11 protein-coding genes are annotated in these 18246 nt (G+C 61.3%); 2 read left to right on the plus strand and 9 right to left on the minus strand.

Annotated features, from left to right (window positions below; translation table 11 throughout):
* Window positions 1-251 (minus strand): transposase (locus BM116_RS17505; RefSeq protein WP_139222370.1); only part of this gene is annotated, 251 nt, incomplete at its 3' end.
* A 120-nt stretch (window positions 252-371) separates the two neighbouring features.
* The gene (locus tag BM116_RS17510; protein WP_083728341.1) at window positions 372-2162 is read right to left on the minus strand and encodes an acyl-CoA dehydrogenase C-terminal domain-containing protein; all 1791 of its coding nucleotides are present in this window, start codon (window positions 2160-2162) and stop codon (window positions 372-374) included.
* A 197-nt stretch (window positions 2163-2359) separates the two neighbouring features.
* Between BM116_RS17510 and selO the strand changes: the two genes are divergently transcribed.
* Window positions 2360-3784, plus strand: a complete 1425-nt coding sequence (gene selO / locus BM116_RS17515) for a protein adenylyltransferase SelO (protein ID WP_083728340.1) — start codon at window positions 2360-2362, stop codon at window positions 3782-3784.
* A 132-nt stretch (window positions 3785-3916) separates the two neighbouring features.
* On the plus strand, window positions 3917-5704 hold the full coding sequence (locus tag BM116_RS17520; RefSeq protein ID WP_083728339.1) for an SLC13 family permease: 1788 nt from the start codon (window positions 3917-3919) through the stop codon (window positions 5702-5704).
* A gap of 266 nt (window positions 5705-5970) precedes the next feature.
* Here the strand turns inward: BM116_RS17520 and BM116_RS17525 are convergent, their stop codons facing one another.
* The 7 genes from BM116_RS17525 to aroB all read right to left on the minus strand — a co-directional run bounded on the left by BM116_RS17525 (window position 5971) and on the right by aroB (window position 18216).
* Entirely contained in the window at window positions 5971-7245 is a 1275-nt protein-coding gene (locus BM116_RS17525; protein ID WP_083728338.1) for a bifunctional O-acetylhomoserine aminocarboxypropyltransferase/cysteine synthase, read from the minus strand.
* A 77-nt stretch (window positions 7246-7322) separates the two neighbouring features.
* The gene (locus BM116_RS17530) at window positions 7323-8093 is read right to left on the minus strand and encodes a ParA family protein (protein ID WP_083728337.1); all 771 of its coding nucleotides are present in this window, start codon (window positions 8091-8093) and stop codon (window positions 7323-7325) included.
* A gap of 56 nt (window positions 8094-8149) precedes the next feature.
* Window positions 8150-9232, minus strand: a complete 1083-nt coding sequence (gene hemE / locus BM116_RS17535; RefSeq protein WP_083728336.1) for a uroporphyrinogen decarboxylase — start codon at window positions 9230-9232, stop codon at window positions 8150-8152.
* A 126-nt stretch (window positions 9233-9358) separates the two neighbouring features.
* On the minus strand, window positions 9359-10777 hold the full coding sequence (locus tag BM116_RS17540) for an FAD-dependent oxidoreductase (RefSeq protein WP_083728335.1): 1419 nt from the start codon (window positions 10775-10777) through the stop codon (window positions 9359-9361).
* A 93-nt stretch (window positions 10778-10870) separates the two neighbouring features.
* Complete coding sequence (gene gltB / locus BM116_RS17545) at window positions 10871-15322, minus strand: glutamate synthase large subunit (RefSeq protein ID WP_083728334.1); 4452 nt, start codon at window positions 15320-15322, stop codon at window positions 10871-10873.
* A gap of 258 nt (window positions 15323-15580) precedes the next feature.
* Window positions 15581-17140, minus strand: coding sequence for an SPOR domain-containing protein (locus BM116_RS17550; protein ID WP_083728333.1), 1560 nt, complete (start codon window positions 17138-17140; stop codon window positions 15581-15583).
* Window positions 17137-18216, minus strand: coding sequence for a 3-dehydroquinate synthase (gene aroB / locus BM116_RS17555; RefSeq protein WP_083728332.1), 1080 nt, complete (start codon window positions 18214-18216; stop codon window positions 17137-17139). The genes BM116_RS17550 and aroB overlap by 4 nt, the downstream gene beginning before the upstream one ends.
* Window positions 18217-18246 lie beyond the last annotated feature (30 nt).

Consider the following 18246-nt stretch of genomic DNA (forward strand, 5'->3'; position numbering starts at 1 on the left):
TGAATCTCGCGCATTAACTGTCGTTCGCTGCGCACGCCGAACAGGTAGCCAATAAACAGCATCTTGAACAGAGTGACCGGGTCAATCGCCGGGCGACCGTTGTCAGCACAATACAGGTGCTGGGTGGCAGGACGAATGAACTCGAAATCAATGTGCTGGGCGATCTTGCGCAGCAGATGGTCAGCTGGCACCAGTTCTTCGAGGGTGACCATCTCCAGCGCGTGTTGTTTGGGTGAAGGGGGGTTGAGCATCGGGTTGGCCTGCGATAAACGACAACCCATTAAACAAAAGCCCCCGCCTTTCGGCTAGGGGCTTTGTCAGCAGTCTGAAACCCCGGCGAGCCGGGGTTTTGGTTCACATCAGCGGACCGATCAGAACTGCTCGACAGCGATGTCCATCAGGCTGGAAGCACCGGCAGTCAGCGCTTCGGCGTGCGCCTGAGCGCGCGGCAGCAGACGCTGATAGAAGAACGCCTGAGTCGCCAGCTTACCTTTGTAGAAGTCGACCTCAGTGCTGCCTTCGTCCAGCTTGGCCTGGGCAACCAGCGCCATCTTCAGCCACAGGTAGGCGTGAACCACGTAACCAGAGAACGCCAAGTAGTCGACCGCAGCAGCGCCCACTTCTTCCGGGTTCTGCATGGCTTTCATGCCAACAGAGGTGGTCAGCTCGCCCCACTGGGCGTTCAGCTGGGCCAGCTTCTTCGCGTAGTCGCCAAACTTGGCGTCGCCTTCAACCTCTTTGCACAGCAGGTGCACCTGCTTGGTGAAGGTCTTCAGCAGCTTGCCCTGGCTACCCAGTACCTTGCGACCCAGCAGGTCGAGGGCCTGGATACCGTTGGTGCCTTCGTAGATCGGCGCGATACGGCAGTCACGAACGTGCTGCTCCTGACCCCATTCACGGATAAAGCCGTGACCACCGAACACCTGTTGACCCAGCAGCGTGGCTTCCAGACCGGTATCGGTCATGAAGGCTTTACAGATCGGCGTCAGGAAGGCCAGCTGTGCTTCTGCGTCGGCACGGGCTTCTTCTTCAGCCGCGTAGTGCGCCTGATCCAGCAGCTTGGCAGTGTGGTAGGCCAGCGCGCGGTTACCTTCGTTGAAGGCTTTCATAGTCAGCAGCATGCGACGCACGTCCGGGTGAACGATGATCGGGTCAGCCGCTTTATCCGGTGCAGCCGGGCCTTTCAGCGAACGCATTTGCAGGCGATCTTTAGCGTAAGCCAGCGCGCTCTGGTAGGACGCTTCACCGTGACACAGACCCTGCATGCCGGTACCCAGGCGAGCGTGGTTCATCATGGTGAACATGCAGTTCAGACCCTTGTTGACATCACCGATCAAAAAGCCGGTGGCATCGTCAAAGTTCATCACGCAGGTAGCGGAAGCCTTGATACCCATCTTGTGCTCGATGGAGCCACAGATCAGGCTGTTGCGCTCGCCTACTTCACCGTTCGCATCCGGCAGGAACTTGGGCACGATGAACAGGGAGATACCCTTGGTGCCAGCCGGCGCGTCAGGCAACTTGGCCAGTACCAGGTGAACGATGTTTTCAGACATGTCGTGCTCACCGCACGAGATGAAGATCTTGGTGCCGGTCACCTTGTAGGTACCGTCAGCCTGCGGCACAGCGCGGGTTTTGACCAGACCCAGGTCGGTACCACAGTGCGGCTCGGTCAGGCACATGGTGCCGGTCCAGGTGCCGGGGGTCAGCTTGTTCAGGTACAGCTCTTTCTGCTCGTTGGTGCCGTGCGCAGCGATCGCCGCAGCACAACCGTGGGACAGGCCCGGGTACATGCTGAACGAGTAGTTAGCCGAGGCCACCATTTCAGCCAGAATCAGACCCAGCGAGGACGGCAGACCCTGCCCGCCGTACTCGGGAGAAGCGGTCATGGAGCCCCAGCCGTTTTCACAATAGGCCTGATAGGCTTCCTTGAAGCCCTTGGGCGTGGTGACGACGCCGTTTTCGATGTGGCAGCCTTCTTCGTCACCGGTGCGGTTGAGCGGCGACAGCACCTGATTGGTGAACTTGGCACCCTCTTCCAGGATCGCGCTGACCAGATCCGGGGTGGCGTCTTCCAGACCGTACGCAGCGTAGCTGCCGGTCATGTCCAGCAGCTCGTCCATGACAAAGCGCATGTCGCGCAAGGGGGCGTTATATTCAGGCATGTCGACTCTCCAAAGGGCGGCCAGTCACCACCGGCAGCATGATTTCATACAGGTGTTTGAACACTAAGGACCGACGCCCCTGCGGTCAAGAAATTGGGCCGTGCATTACCTCTCCTGATACAGCGCTATAACGCAGCGCTGCCAGCCATGCGGCACTGCTGTAGCATGGTGAGTCAGACCCAAACAAGGAGCCAATTGTGCCCACTCTGGCCGACCTGCAGTTCGACAATCGCTTTGCCCGTCTGGGAGACACTTTTTCCAGCCGCGTGTTGCCCGAACCACTGAGCAACCCGCGACTGGTGGTGTGCAGCGAAGACGCGCTGGCCCTGCTAGACCTGGATTCCGACCAGGCCGCAGACCCACTGCTGGTGGAGCTGTTTGCCGGCCACAAGGTGTGGAGCGATGCCGAGCCCCGCGCCATGGTGTACTCCGGGCATCAGTTTGGCGCCTACAACCCGCAACTGGGCGACGGTCGCGGCCTGCTGCTGGGCGAGGTGGTCAACCAGGCCGGCGCCTACTGGGATCTGCACCTCAAGGGCGCCGGCAGCACGCCTTACTCGCGCATGGGCGATGGCCGCGCGGTGCTGCGCTCATCAATCCGCGAGTTTCTCGCCAGCGAAGCCCTGCATGCGCTGGGCATCCCGACCAGCCGGGCTCTGTGCGTCACCGTCGGCGACAACCCGGTGTACCGCGAGCGCGAAGAGCGCGCCGCCATGTTGCTGCGCCTGGCGCCCTCGCATATCCGCTTTGGTCACTTCGAGTACTTCTACTACACCCGCCAGCAAGACGCGCTGCGTCAGTTGCTGGAGTTCACACTGGACACCTGCTATCCGGACTGCCGCAACGCAGAGAACCCCGCTCTGGCCATGCTGCATCAGGTGCTACAGCGCACTGCCGAGATGGTCGCCCGCTGGCAGGCATACGGTTTCTGTCATGGGGTCATGAACACCGACAACATGTCGATACTGGGTATCACCTTTGACTTTGGCCCCTATGCCTTTCTCGACGCCTTTGACGCCCGGCACATCTGCAACCATTCCGACCACGAAGGGCGCTACGCCTTTCACCGCCAGCCGCTGATTGCCCAGTGGAACCTAGCCTGCCTGGCCCAGGCCCTGACACCCTTTGCCTCCGTTGACGAACTCAAGGCTGAACTGGCCAACTTCATGCCGCTGTTCGAGCAGCACTATCTGGCGTTGATGCGCCAGCGCCTGGGCTGGACAGCCACGCGCGAGGATGACGCCGAACAGATCGACGCCCTGCTGCAACTCATGCAGGCCAGCGGAGCCGACTACCACCTGACCCTGCGCCAACTCGCTGAAGAGCACCCCTTGGTGCGCGACCAGTTTATCGACCGTGACGCCTTCGACGCCTGGCGACAGCAACATGAGCAGCGCTGCGACGCGCCCCTCGACGCGCGCCAGGCAGCCAACCCGCTGTATGTTCTGCGCAACTATCTGGCCCAGAACGCCATTGCTGCCGCCGAGCAAGGCGACTTCAACGAAGTGCGTAGACTGCATCACATCCTGCGCCAGCCATTCAGCCCGCAGGCGGGCGCCGAGGCCTACGCCGCCGCGCCGCCGGACTGGGGCCGACATCTGGAAATCAGCTGCTCATCGTAAACAAGCTTTATTCTTTTTAAGAATATAAAAATCAGTTTTTGTGCTTGGACAAATATAGCGCCGACTCTTAATGTGACGCCCAGCGTGGGTCCGACTGCGGACCCGATACCTCACGAGAGAGTTCGGTTACCGATGAGCTGGGATTCACTGCCCCTGATAGGCGTAGCACTGCTGCTGTGCTGGGTGTTCTACGCCTTCGCGCGGGAAAAATTCAGCCCCGACGTGGTCGTGGGCATCGCGGTTGCCGTGCTGCTGGTCAGCCAACTACTATCGCCAGCCGACGTCCTTGGCGTACTGTCCAACAGTGCCCCCATCACCATTGCCTGCATGTTTATCCTGTCCGCGGCGCTGGAGCGAACCGGTTGCGTCGAGACCCTCGGCAACTGGCTGGCGCGTATGGGCGGCGGCAGCCAGTGGCGCACGCTGTTCAGTCTGATGATGACGGCCCTGCTGCTATCGACCTTCATCAACAACACACCGGTGGTCGCCATCCTCACGCCGGTTGCCATTGCACTGGCCACCAGCATCGGCAGCAAGCCCTCGAAGATGCTGATTCCGCTGTCCTACGCCACCATCTTCGGCGGCACCATGACCATGATCGGCACCTCCACCAACATCCTGGTCGACGGCGTTGCCCGGCAGATGGGGCTGGAGCCGTTCGGCATGTTCGATATCACGTTGCCAGGAATGATCATGGCCAGCATCGGCATGGCCTTTGTGCTGCTGATCGGCCATCGACTGCTGCCCGAGCGTGAAAGCCTGTCGCGCCAGCTGCGTCCGGACCAGGCGCGCACCTTTATGACCGAGCTGCTGGTGCCGCACGACTCGCCGGTGATCAACCAGACCATCAGCCAGGCCAACCTGAACGGCAACAGCGGTATCCGTGTGCTGAAAATCTTTCGCGGCGATGAGGAGCTGTCTACCCCGCTTAACGACACCCAGTTACTGGCAGGCGACCGTCTGGTGCTGCACACCAGCATGCGTGATTTTGTCGAGTTGCGGCACAACGGCTTGCTGGCGATCAACCGCGCCGACAGCTTCGAGACCATCTCGACCCGCGATGTGATGCTGGCCGAGGCCATTGTGGGCCGCAACTCCCGCTACAGCCACCGCCCGATGCGCGACCTCAACCTGACTGCGCGCTACGGAATTCACGTGTTGGCAGTGCACCGCCACAACGAGAATATTCAGGACAACCTGGATGACTTCGAACTGCAGTTCGGTGACGTCATGCTGGTAGAAGGCACAGCGTCGCAGATCAAGAAGTTTGCCGACAACGGCGAGTTGATCAGCCTCAACTCGGTACAGGAGCGCGCCTACCGCCGCGACAAGGCGCCGATCGCCATCGCCGCTGTGCTGGCCGTGATGGTGCTGGCCGCGTTCAAAGTCATGCCCATCGAAGGGCTGGCGATGATTGCTGCCGCGCTGGTGGTCGCTACCGGCTGTCTGGATACCGAAGACGCCTACAAGGCCATCGACTGGCGCATCCTGACGCTCATCTTCGGCATGCTGGCGATCAGTATCGCGATGAACAAGGTCGGCCTAGTGGATACCGTGGTCAGCCACGTGATGACGCTGTCGCCGCTACTCGGACCGCTGTTCATGCTGTCGTTCATCTACCTGCTCACCTCGATCCTCACCGAAGTGGTCAGCAACAACGCCGTCGCGGTACTGGTCACCCCGATTGCGATTGGCGTTGCCCAACAGCTCGGCGCGGACCCGCGCCCCTTTGTGGTCGCGGTGATGTTTGCTGCCAGTGCCAGCTTTGCCACCCCCATCGGCTACCAGACCAACACCTTCGTTTACAGCGCCGGTGGCTACCGCTTCTCGGACTTTATGCGCATCGGCGTACCGCTAAACCTGATCATGTGGGCAGCTGGCTCGCTTATCATCCCGCTGATCTGGCCGCTGTTTCCCTGAAACGCGCGCTGGCGCGCGCAAGCTGGAAGCTGGAAGCTGGAAGCTGGAAGCTGGAAGCTGGAAGCTGGAAGCTGGAAGCTGGAAGCTGGAAGCTGGAAGCTGGAAGCTGGAAGCGTAATCAGTATGAGTTGACCTACAGGCAGTCAAACACTTTTTGCATTCAGAGTGCCATCCCAAACATAAGAAAACCCGCGCGATTTAACACCGCGCGGGTCTTGCTTACAGCTTGCGGCTTGCAGCTCGCTTCCCGCAAAGCGGGAAAGCGCTTAGCGCGAAGCTTCCAGCGCCTGCGACAGATCGGCGAGGATGTCGTCGATATGCTCGATACCGATCGACAGGCGCACCATGTCGCGTGGCACGCCAGCCTTGGCCAGCTCTTCGTCATTGAGCTGACGGTGAGTGGTCGAGGCCGGGTGACAGGCCAGTGACTTGGCGTCGCCGATGTTGACCAGTCGCACCACCAGGTTCAGCGCATCGATAAAGCGCGCACCGGCCTCCTGGCCGCCCTTGATCCCGAACGACAGTACCGACGCCGGCGTGCCGCCCATGTAGCGCTTGGCCAGGGCGTGCTCGGGGTGATCCTCCAGCCCGGCGTACTGTACCCAGGCAACCTGCGGGTGGCTCTGCAGGAAGCTGGCGACCGCCATGGCGTTGTCGCAGTGACGCTCCATGCGCAGCGACAGGGTTTCCAGCCCCTGCAGAATCATGAACGCGTTGAACGGCGACAGCGCCGCGCCCATGTTACGTAGCGGCACAACACGGCAGCGACCAATGAAAGCCGCTGGGCCGAAGGCTTCAGTGTAGACCACACCGTGGTAGGACGGGTCAGCGGTGTTGAGCAGCGGGAAGCGCTCCGCGTTCTCAGCCCAGGGGAAGCAGCCGCCATCCACCACGATGCCGCCAAGGGTCGTGCCGTGGCCGCCCATGTACTTGGTCAGCGAGTGCACCACAATGTCAGCCCCATGCTCAAACGGGCGGCAGAGCGCCGGGGTGGCGACGGTGTTATCGACAATCAGCGGCACGCCATGACGATGGGCGGCATCAGCCAACGCCTGGATATCGATCACGTTACCCGCCGGGTTGCCGATGGACTCACAGAACACCGCCTTGGTGCGCGCATCAATCAGGCTTTCCAGCGCGGCGATGTCGTCATGGGCGGCAAAGCGGGTTTCGATACCCTGGCGCGGCAGGGTGTGCGCAAGCAGGTTGTAGGTACCACCATACAGCTTGGCCACGGAAACGATGTTGTCGCCCGCTTCGGCCAGGGTCTGGATCGCGTAGGTGATAGCCGCCATACCGGAGGCGACAGCCAGGGCACCAACACCGCCTTCCAGCGCCGCAACGCGCTGTTCCAGCACGTCGTTGGTGGGGTTCATGATGCGCGTGTAGATATTGCCAGGCACCTTCAGATCGAATAGATCGGCCCCGTGCTGAGTGTCGTCAAAGGCGTAGGAGGTGGTCTGGTAGATTGGCACGGCAACCGCGTGCGTATTGGGGTCGGGGGTGTAACCGGCGTGTATGGCAAGCGTTTCGAGCTTCATGGCGCTGTCCTTGTTATTGAAGTCCAGCGCCGAGCATGAAGAAGGAAGTCCGGCTGGTCAATACGACCAGGCGCAGCCTATTGCGCCTCGATATGGTCGTGCAGCGCCATAAACTGCTGAGTCAGCTTGTGCCGGCCATCGAGGAAAATCAGCGGCGTGGCCGCCTCGTGCGACTCGCGCATGCGCACCGAGCTGTTCAGGTGCACCGGAAGCACCGGCAGACCTTCAGCGATCATCTCATCCAGCATCTTCTGCGGCAGGGCCGCACGCGGCTGAAACTGGTTGACCACGATACCCTCGACCGCCAAGTCCTCGTTGTGCTCTTCACGCACGTCTTCCAGCTCGGTCAGCAGGCCGTACAGCGCCTGACGCGAAAAGCTGTCGCAATCAAAGGGAATCAACACGCGGTCAGCGGCAATCAGCGCCGACATGGTGTAGAAGTTGAACGCCGGAGCCGTATCGATGTAGATCCGCTCGTAGTTATCCTTCAAGTCCTTGAGCAGCTTGCGCAGCTTCTGGATTTTGTAGCGCGACTCCAGCTTGTGCTGCAGCTCGGCCAGCTCGGGGCTGGCCGGCATCAGCCAGAGGTTCTCGAACGGCGTTTCGGTAACGAAGTTCTCGGCCTTTTTGCTGAACAATCCGCTGGACAGAGTCTGCGAGAAGAAATCCGCGATAGTAGTATCCACATCCTTCATCCGCTCACCGAGCAGGTAATGGCTGGAGTTCGCCTGCGGGTCCAGATCAATCACCAGCGTTTTATAGCCCGCTGCCGCACTGACCGCAGCCAGATTGCAGGCGATGCTCGACTTGCCGACACCGCCTTTCTGGTTGAACACTACCCTACGCATACGCCCTCTCCTTGTTCAGAAATCAACAGCCCTGCCCTTTGCCAGCGCAGACGGCATCAAACCACGATAGCATTCGGATCGTGATAAACCGCTGACAACTCGTGCACAGCCTCAATGAAGGCACCGGCGTGAGCCGGGTCGACCTCGGGCGTGATGCCGTGGCCCAGGTTGAATACATGGCCGCTGCCCTTGCCATAGCTGGCCAGAATACGCGCGACCTCGGCGCGAATCGCCTCCGGCTTGGCGTACAGCACGGTCGGATCCATATTGCCTTGCAATGCAACCTTTGAACCAACCCGCGAACGCGCCACGCCGATATCCATGGTCCAGTCCAGACCCAGCGCGTCGGCACCGGCGTCGGCAATGCTTTCCAGCCACAGGCCACCATTTTTGGTGAACAGAATGACCGGAATCTTGCGACCATCGTGTTCGCGGATCAGACCGGAGACGATCTTGCGCATGTAAGCCAGCGAGAACTTCTGGTAGGCGTCGGCAGACAGGTTGCCACCCCAGGTATCAAAGATCTGCACTGCCTGGGCGCCGGCCTTGATCTGCCCGTTGAGGTAGCTGGTCACCGACTGAGCCAGCTTGTCGAGCAGCAGGTGCATGGCTTCAGGCTGGTCATACAGCATGGCCTTGGTCTTGCGGAAATCCTTGGAGGAGCCGCCTTCAACCATGTAGGTTGCCAGCGTCCATGGGCTGCCGGAGAAGCCGATCAGCGGCACACGGCCGTTCAGCTCACGGCGAATGGTACGCACCGCATCCATCACGTAGCCCAGGTCCTGCTCCGGGTCCGGCACCGGCAGTGCCTCGATATCGGCTGCGGTATCGATCACCTTGCGAAAGCGCGGGCCCTCGCCGGTCTCAAAATACAGGCCCTGCCCCATGGCATCGGGAATGGTGAGGATGTCGGAAAACAGAATGGCTGCATCCAGCGGGTAGCGATCCAGCGGCTGCAAGGTGACCTCGCAGGCCATCTCCGGATTCATGCACAGGCCCATGAAATCGCCGGCACGGGCCCGCGATGCCCGGTATTCAGGCAGATAGCGGCCGGCCTGACGCATCATCCACACCGGGGTGACATCCACAGGCTGACGTGCCAGTGCGCGCAGGAAACGGTCGTTCTTGAGTTCAGTCATGGGGCCCATCCAGTCAAAAAAGGTCAGCGGCCATTGTAGCGGCAATTGCGCATAAACATCAGGCCGCAAAGCAACAAGGGCGCCCGCAGGCGCCCTTGTTGGTAACAGACAGGCCGTGACCTGTTGTCACACCTCGAGGTAATCGAGGATACCTTCGGCTGCCTGGCGACCTTCCCAGATGGCGGTTACGACCAGATCGGAGCCGCGCACCATGTCACCACCGGCAAACACCTTGGGGTTGCTGGTCTGGAACTTGTACTGCGCCTGCTCCGGTGCCACCACGCGACCCTGGCTGTCGGTATCGATCTGCTTGTCGGCAAACCAGTCGGCCGGGCTGGGACGGAAACCGAAGGCGATGATCACCGCATCGGCAGCCAGTACCTGCTCGGAACCGGGGATCGGCTCGGGGCTGCGACGGCCACGGGCGTCAGGCTCGCCCAGGCGGGTTTCAACTACCTTGACGCCTTCAACCTTGTCTTCACCAACAATGGCAATCGGCTGACGGTTGAACAGGAACTTAACGCCCTCATCCTTGGCGTTCTTCACTTCCTTGCGCGAGCCCGGCATGTTCGCTTCGTCGCGACGATAGGCGCAGGTCACGGCGTTGGCGCCCTGACGGATGGAAGTGCGGTTACAGTCCATCGCGGTGTCGCCGCCACCGAGAACCACAACGGTCTTGCCCTTCATGTCGATGAAGTCATCGGCCGACTTTTCAAAGCCCAGGTTGCGGTTCACGTTGGCGATCAGGAAATCCAGCGCGTCGTAGACACCGGGCAGATCTTCGCCGGGGAAGCCGCCCTTCATGTAGGTGTAGGTACCCATGCCCATGAAAACGGCGTCGTAGTCGGCCAGCAGCTCGTCGATCATCACGTCCTTGCCGATCTCGGTGTTCAGGCGGAACTCGATACCCATGCCTTCAAACACCTCACGACGACGGGACATTACCGTCTTTTCCAGCTTGAACTCGGGAATACCAAAAGTCAGCAGGCCGCCAATCTCCGGATTGCGGTCGAACACCACCGGAGACACGCCGGCACGCGCCAGCACGTCGGCGCAGCCCAGACCGGCCGGGCCTGCGCCGATAATGGCAACACGCTTGCCGGTCGGTACTACGCCGGACATGTCTGGACGCCAGCCCATGGCAAAGGCGGTGTCGGTGATGTACTTCTCGACCGAACCGATGGTAACAGCACCAAAGCCGTCGTTCAGGGTACAGGCGCCTTCGCACAGACGGTCCTGCGGGCACACGCGGCCGCACACTTCCGGCAAGGTGTTGGTCTGGTGCGACAGCTCGGCGGCTTCAAGGATGTTGCCTTCGGAGACCAGCTTCAGCCAGTTGGGAATGAAGTTGTGCACGGGGCACTTCCATTCGCAATAGGGGTTGCCGCAACCGAGGCAGCGATGCGCCTGTTCGGAGGCCGCATCCGGCTTGAACTGCTCGTTGATCTCAACGAACTGGGTCTTGCGCGCGCGCAGCGGGCGCTTCTTCGGATCTTTACGACCTACATCGATAAACTGGAAGTCGTTATTCAAACGGTCTGCCATATCTAAACCTCTACACTGCAGCGGCGATCACGTCACGCCACTGCCAGACTCATCAGGGCCGGCAGGCCGCCGCAGCGGCCTGCCTCGGGCGGCTTATTGTGGGTTCGCTCGGGTACTGGTCAGCAGCGCGCGCAGGCTCGCGGCCTTGGGCTTGACCAGCCAGAAGCGACGGATGTAGTCGTCCAGGTTGTCCAGCACCTCTGCACCCCAGGCACTACCGGTCTCGGTCACGTACTCGGCCAGCACCTGAGTCAGGTGGCTGCGGTACATTTCCATCGACTCGTTGCTGATACGGTGCAGCTCGACCAGCTCGTGATTGAGCTTGTCGAAGAAGGTGTTATCCATGTCCAGCACATAGGCAAAGCCACCGGTCATACCCGCACCGAAGTTGTGGCCAGTGCTGCCCAGTACGCAGACCATCCCGCCAGTCATGTACTCACAGCAGTGATCACCCGCGCCTTCGATGATGGCATGGGCGCCCGAGTTACGGACCGCGAAGCGCTCACCAGCGATACCGGCGGCGAACAGCTTGCCACCAGTGGCACCATACAGACAGGTGTTGCCGATGATCGAGGTCTGCTCGGAACGGAACGGGCTGCCCTTGGGCGGTACGATGGTCAGTTTGCCGCCAGTCATGCCCTTGCCGACGTAGTCGTTGGCGTCGCCTTCCAGGTACATGTGCAGGCCACCGGCGTTCCAAACACCGAAGCTCTGGCCGGCAGTACCGGTCATGCGGAAGGTGATCGGCGCACTGACCATGCCCTGGTTACCGTGCACCTTGGCAATCTCGCCCGATACGCGGGCACCAATGGAACGGTCACAGTTGGTCAGCGACAGCTGGTACTCACCACCGGTGCGGCCATCGATGGCGGCACGCGCCATCTCCACCATCTTCTCGGCAGTCAGGCCCTTGTCGAACGGCTCGTTACGCGGCGACTCGCAGAACTGCGGTTTGTCAGCCGGCACCAGATCGCTGCCCAGCAGCGGGCGCAGATCCAGGTTCTGCTGCTTGCCGGTTGCACCCGGCAGGATGTCCAGCAGGTCGGTACGGCCGATCAGGTCCTGCAGGGTGCGCACACCCAGCTTGGCCAGCCACTCACGGGTTTCCATCGCGACGTAGGTGAAGAAGTTCATCACCATCTCGACGGTGCCGATGTAGTGGTTATCACGCAGATGCTCGTTCTGCGTTGCAACACCGGTCGCACAGTTGTTCAGGTGGCAGATACGCAGGTATTTGCAACCCAGGGCAATCATCGGCGCGGTACCAAAGCCGAAGCTCTCGGCACCGAGAATGGCCGCCTTGATCACGTCCAGTCCGGTCTTCAGACCACCGTCGGTCTGCACGCGCACCTTGCCGCGCAGATCATTGCCGCGCAGGGTCTGATGGGCTTCAGACAGGCCCAGCTCCCAGGGCGAACCGGCATAACGGATGGAGGTCAGCGGCGATGCGCCGGTACCACCGTCGTAGCCGGAAATGGTGATCAGGTCAGCGTAGGCCTTGGCCACGCCGGCAGCGATGGTGCCAACGCCCGGCTCGGAGACCAGCTTGACCGAGACCAGCGCCTGCGGGTTGACCTGCTTGAGGTCAAAGATCAGCTGCGACAGGTCTTCAATCGAGTAGATGTCATGGTGCGGCGGCGGCGAAATCAGCGTGACACCCGGGACCGCGTAACGCAGACGGGCGATCAGCTCGTTCACCTTACCGCCAGGCAGCTGACCACCTTCACCGGGCTTGGCACCCTGGGCGACCTTGATCTGCAGCACGTCGGCGTTGACCAGGTACTCGGGCGTTACGCCAAAGCGACCGGAGGCGATCTGCTTGATCTTGGAGGTACGCACAGTGCCGTAACGGGCCGGATCTTCACCGCCCTCACCGGAGTTGGAGCGCGCGCCCAGACGGTTCATCGCCTCGGCAATTGCCTCGTGCGCCTCGGGAGACAGAGCACCCAGGGAGATACCCGCCGAGTCGAAGCGCTTGAAGATGGACTCCAGCGGTTCAACGTCATCCAGCGAGATTGCCTGCTGGTCATCGCGCACCTTCAGCAGGTCACGCAGCGCAGCAACCGGGCGGCTGTTCACCAGCGCGGCGTATTCCTGATACTTGTCGTAGCTGTCGCCCTGCACGGCGTCCTGCAGCGCGCGGACCACGTCCGGGTTGTAGGCATGGTACTCGCCGCCAAAGACAAACTTCAGCAAGCCACCCTGCTGGATGGACTTGCGCGGGTTCCAGGCTTCCTTGGCCAGCAGCGCCTGCTCGGCCTGCAGGTCCTCAAAGCGGGCACCCTGAATACGGCTGACAACACCGGTAAAGCAGACATCAACCACTTCGTCTGCCAGACCGACCGCTTCAAACAGCTGGGCGCCACGGTAAGAAGCGATGGTGGAGATGCCCATCTTCGACAGGATCTTCAGCAGGCCCTTGGAAATGCCCTTGCGATAGTACTTGAAGGTCTCGAACAGGTCGCCGATCACCTCACCGGTACGGATCAGGTCACCCAGCACTTCGTAGGCCAGATACGGGTAAACCGCGGTCGCACCAAAGCCGATCAACACCGCATAGTGATGCGGGTCGCGGGTGGTAGCGGTTTCGACCAGGATGTTGCACTCCGAACGCAGACCAACCGCGGTCAGGTGGTGGTGCACCGCACCAACCGCCAGCGCCGCATGAACCGGCAGCTTGCCCTGCTCGATGGCACGGTCGCTGAGCACGATGATGGTCTTGCCTTCGCGCACGGCCGCTTCAGCTTGCGCGGTGATGTCCTTCACGGCATCGCCCAGCAGGGTGCCTTCTGCGACGTTCAGGTCAATCACGTGGCGCGCAAAACCGGGACGCTCATCCAGGTTCATGATGGTGCGCCACTTGGCCGGCGAGATCACCGGCGAGCTGAGGATCGCGCGATTGGCGTGATCGGCAGTCTCTTCGAACACGTTGCGCTCGGCACCCAGACAGGTTTCCAGCGACATGACGATGGCTTCACGCAGCGGATCGATCGCCGGGTTGGTTACCTGGGCGAACTGCTGACGGAAATAGTCGTAGACCGAGCGAACCCGACCAGACAGCACAGCCATCGGGGTGTCGTCACCCATGGAGCCGACCGCTTCCTGACCGTTCTCGGCCAGCGGACGCAGCACCTGATCACGCTCCTCAAAGGTGACCTGGAACATTTTCATGTACTGCTTGAGCGCCTCGGCCGACAGGAAGTCAGCGCCGTGATCGCGGTCGTCCAGGGTCGCCTGAATACGCAGGGCGTTCTCTTTCAGCCACTTGCGGTAGGGGTGGCGAGACTTCAGACGATTGGCGACATCATCGGTATGCAGCACCTCGCCGGTCTGGGTGTCGACCGCCAGGATCTGACCCGGACCAACACGCCCCTTGCTGACCACATCCTCGGGCTGGTAGTCCCATACGCCGATTTCAGACGCCAGCGTGATGTAGCCGTTCTTGGTGATGACGTAACGCGCCGGGCGCAGGCCGTTACGGTCGAGCAGACAGACCGCGTAGCGACCTTCGGTCAGCACGATACCGGCCGGGCCGTCCCAGGCCTCCATGTGCATGGAGTTGTATTCGTAGAACGCACGCAGGTCGGCGTCCATGGTTTCAACGTTCTGCCAGGCTGGCGGCACGACCATGCGGATCGCGCGGAACAGGTCCATGCCACCACACAGCAGCAGCTCCAGCATGTTATCCATGCTGGAAGAGTCGGAGCCGGTGGTATTGACCAGCGGTGCCAGGCTGTCCAGATCGGGCATTAGGTCGTTGGTGAACTTGTTGCGACGCGCGTGAGCCCAGTTACGGTTGGCCGTGATGGTGTTGATTTCACCGTTGTGGGCAACCAGACGGAACGGCTGGGCGAGCGGCCACTTGGGCAGGGTGTTGGTGGAAAAGCGCTGATGGAACACGCTGATCGCGGTTTCCATGCGCTCGTCACCCAGATCTGGATAAAACTTGTCCAGATCCGCCGGCATCATCAAGCCTTTATAGGAGATGACCTTGTGCGACAGGCTGCAGACATAAAAGCTGCTGTCGGCCTGCATGGCAATTTCAGCCTTGCGGCGCACATAAAAGAGCTTCACACCGAACTGCTGCTCGTCCAGGCCCTCGCCAGAGACGAACACCTGCTCGATACGCGGCAGGCTAGTGCGAGCAAGCGGCCCCAGCTTGGTCGGATCGACCGGCACCGGACGCCAGCCCAGGCCGGTCAGGCCCTGATCGGCCAGCGCATCGGCGAAGGCCTGCTTGGCCGCGGCGGCAGCCGGTTCGTCAGTCCCCATGAACACCATGCCGACGGCGTACTGCTCTGGCAGCTCGACCGACAGGGTTTCACGAGCGACCTCGCGCAGAAAGCGATCCGGCTTTTGAATGAGCAGGCCGCAACCGTCGCCGGTCTTGCCGTCAGCATTAATACCGCCACGGTGCGTCATGCAGGTGAGGGCTTCGATGGCCGTCTGCAGCAGGTGGTGACTGGGCTGGCCTTCCATGTGGGCAATCAAACCAAAGCCACAGTTATCCTTGAACTGATCAGGCTGGTATAGACCTGCTTTCATAGGCACTCTCTCAAAAAGCTAATAAATTCAGGCACTTAAAAAACCAGACCACGGATAAATCTGGCTCTGCGCCGGGCAAAAGGGGAGTAATTGTACACAGCGCCAAGCACGCTCACAATTTTTTTTGGCGCAATGATGCCGCTTGGGCGTATTCAAATGTCGTAAATCGGAAACTTTGTAGTCCGACTATAGCGCTACCGACAGGCATCGGCCACGCCTTTTTGGTCAGCAGGCCCGCCTAGCGGCGGGCCTGACAGCTTAGCGTAGAGCGCTCTGGATATCAGCCATCCCGCGAGGCCAGGGCTTGCTATCACGCAGTGCGGGCGGCAGCTTGGCAACACCGGCCTGCGCCGCTTGACGGGAAGCATAGGCCCCCTGCGTCACAACATACCAGGGCTCGCCCTGGTGCGTGGTCTCAAAGTAGCCCAGATCAGAGACCTCGGCATGGCGAGCGATAAAGGCCTTGGCGGCCGCCTCGGAGCGTGAGCCAAGCAGTTGGACAACGTACTCCGAACCGGGACGCTGACGATACCAGCTGGCATCGTGATAACCCGAAGCAGGACGCGCCGCCGCTGGCGCGGCCGGCGGTGCGACCTCGCGTGGCTCGGTCTCGGCTTTTTTCGCTGCAGGTTCAGGAGCCGGAGCCGGAGCCGGAGCCGGAGCCGGAGCCGGAGCCGGAGCCGGAGCCGTCAAGGCTGGCGCTGGGTCCGGCTCTGCGTCCAGTGCAGGCGCTTCAGTCTGCACCGGTGCCGGATCGGGCGCCGAGGGAGCCTGCGCATCAACCAGCGTCGGCACGGCATCCTCTTCCGACGCAGCTGCCGAGCTCGCATTCTGAGCACCGCTCGTGGTGCCGTCCCCAGGCAGCGGGGCCGATACCGGCGCCTGACTCTGCGCCTCGACTACTGGCGCAGGGAGCTGCAGAACTGTTCGCTCTGGCTCCTGCGGCTGATCACCCATATACCAGGCGACGCCGATGCCCGCGGCGATCAGTACCAGCGCGGCCAGCGCCTTGACCGGGAATGGGTTGCCACCGGCTCGACGCATGGCAACGGGCGCCTCCTGCATAGCGGCCAGCAATGCCTGCCGCGCAGCCTGATTGATACCGCCAGGCCAGCCGCCGCTGCGCTGATGTACCCACTCAACTTGCGCATCATCCAACAACTCAATTCCCTGCCCAGCCCCCTCAAGGCGCTGAGCCATGTAATCCCGCGTTTCGGCGACATCCAGTGGCTGCAGGGCGATCATATGCACGGCAGGCGCATCATCCGACTTGCGAACGAGCGACAGCGCCGCCTCCGCCTCACTATCAGCGAACAGGAAGACACGCGGCGCCGCCGGTCCGGCCTCGGCAATCTCGCTCAGCATGCTGACGGCAGACGACTCCAGACACTCCGCATCGTCGATGACCAGATACAACTGAATACCGACCGCCTCACTTTGCTGCGCCTTGCGGAGCAAACTGGCGACGTCGCGCTGCTCGGCACTGACCGCCTGACACAGCCCGGCAAGCAGCGCACTTTCAGCGGGCATCTCCCGCGCAGACAGCACAACGCACTGGATGCTGTCTTTATTGCTACTGGCGACCAGCGCCTGGCGCAGCAATGTCTTGCCACTGCCCTGAGGGCCCGTGACCGCCATGACCTGATCGCCATAGCGGGCAAGGTGGTGCAACTCGGCCAGCACGCTTTTGCGTTTGGGGGTAAAAAAGCGAAATCCGGGGGTGCGCGGAGCAAAGGGATCATGCGTGAACTGGTAATGATCCAGCAGATCATCGGCGCCACTCACAGCCGTGAAGACTTCATCAAAGCCTTTGCTCATTGTTCAAACCCCACAAGACACTGACGCAACGCATCAGCAGTAAATTCAGCCGTCACAACGGCCTCACCCATGCCGCGCAAGAGCACAAGGCGCAGCTGACCATCCAGCACCTTCTTGTCGACCGACATGAGACGTTCAAAATCAGCGGCAACCATGCCCTTGGGTGGTACCGTCGGCAGACCCGCCGCGCTGATCAGCGCAACACCGCGATCTCGCTCAGCGTCCGTAATCCAGCCGAGCCTGCAGGACAGGTCCAGGGCCATCGCCATGCCGGCGCCAACCGCTTCGCCGTGCAGCCAGCTGCCGTAGCCTTGATGCGCCTCGATAGCATGGCCAAAGGTGTGCCCCAGGTTCAGGATGGCGCGCACGCCGCCTTCGCGCTCATCGGCCGCGACCACCTCAGCTTTGATGGCGCAAGAGCGCTCAATCGCGTAGGTCACCAGCGCCGCGTCCAGCGCACGCAACGCTGCCATGTTCTGCTCAAGCCAGGTCAGGAAATCCGCGTCCCGGATCAAACCGTATTTGACGATTTCAGCCAGCCCGGCGCTAACCTCGCGCTCGGGCAAAGTGCGCAGACTGTCGGTGTCGATCAGCACCGCCTTGGGCTGATAAAACGCACCTAGCATATTCTTGCCTGCCGGATGATTGATACCGGTCTTGCCGCCAACAGAAGAGTCGACCTGAGAAAGCAGCGTAGTCGGCACCTGAATAAAGTCCACGCCGCGCTGGTAGCACGCCGCAGCAAAGCCGGTCATGTCTCCGATAACACCGCCACCCAGCGCAATCAGGGTGGTGCGACGATCATGACGCTCGGCAAGCAGCGCATCAAACACCTGCTGCAGCGTTGACCAGTTCTTGTAGGCCTCGCCGGTCGGCAGCACTACGCTGGTCACGCGATAGCCGGACAACTTTTGCAGCAGCGACTCAAGATACAGGGGAGCAACGGTATCGTCGGTAACGACACAGACTTGGCGACCGGCGATATGACGCTGCAGCAAGGCCTCGTCAGAAAGAATGCCGGCACCGATATAGATAGGATAACTGCGATCAGCCAGATCGACTTTAAGACACTGCATCAGGACACTCCCCGTTTTAAGCGGGCACAG

It is taken from the genome of Halopseudomonas pachastrellae (genome assembly GCF_900114765.1).
Taxonomy (GTDB): Bacteria; Pseudomonadota; Gammaproteobacteria; order Pseudomonadales; family Pseudomonadaceae; genus Halopseudomonas; species Halopseudomonas pachastrellae.

What these genes read in the sequence shown, in the direction of transcription:
- BM116_RS17510 (WP_083728341.1), bottom strand. Translation starts at nt 2,162, where the DNA reads ATGCCTGAATATAACGCCCCCTTGCGCGACATGCGCTTTGTCATGGAC.
- aroB (WP_083728332.1), bottom strand. Translation starts at nt 18,216, where the DNA reads ATGCAGTGTCTTAAAGTCGATCTGGCTGATCGCAGTTATCCTATCTAT.
- BM116_RS17530 (WP_083728337.1), bottom strand. Translation starts at nt 8,093, where the DNA reads ATGCGTAGGGTAGTGTTCAACCAGAAAGGCGGTGTCGGCAAGTCGAGC.
- gltB (WP_083728334.1), bottom strand. Translation starts at nt 15,322, where the DNA reads ATGAAAGCAGGTCTATACCAGCCTGATCAGTTCAAGGATAACTGTGGC.
- BM116_RS17540 (WP_083728335.1), bottom strand. Translation starts at nt 10,777, where the DNA reads ATGGCAGACCGTTTGAATAACGACTTCCAGTTTATCGATGTAGGTCGT.
- BM116_RS17520 (WP_083728339.1), top strand. Translation starts at nt 3,917, where the DNA reads ATGAGCTGGGATTCACTGCCCCTGATAGGCGTAGCACTGCTGCTGTGC.
- BM116_RS17525 (WP_083728338.1), bottom strand. Translation starts at nt 7,245, where the DNA reads ATGAAGCTCGAAACGCTTGCCATACACGCCGGTTACACCCCCGACCCC.
- hemE (WP_083728336.1), bottom strand. Translation starts at nt 9,232, where the DNA reads ATGACTGAACTCAAGAACGACCGTTTCCTGCGCGCACTGGCACGTCAG.
- BM116_RS17550 (WP_083728333.1), bottom strand. Translation starts at nt 17,140, where the DNA reads ATGAGCAAAGGCTTTGATGAAGTCTTCACGGCTGTGAGTGGCGCCGAT.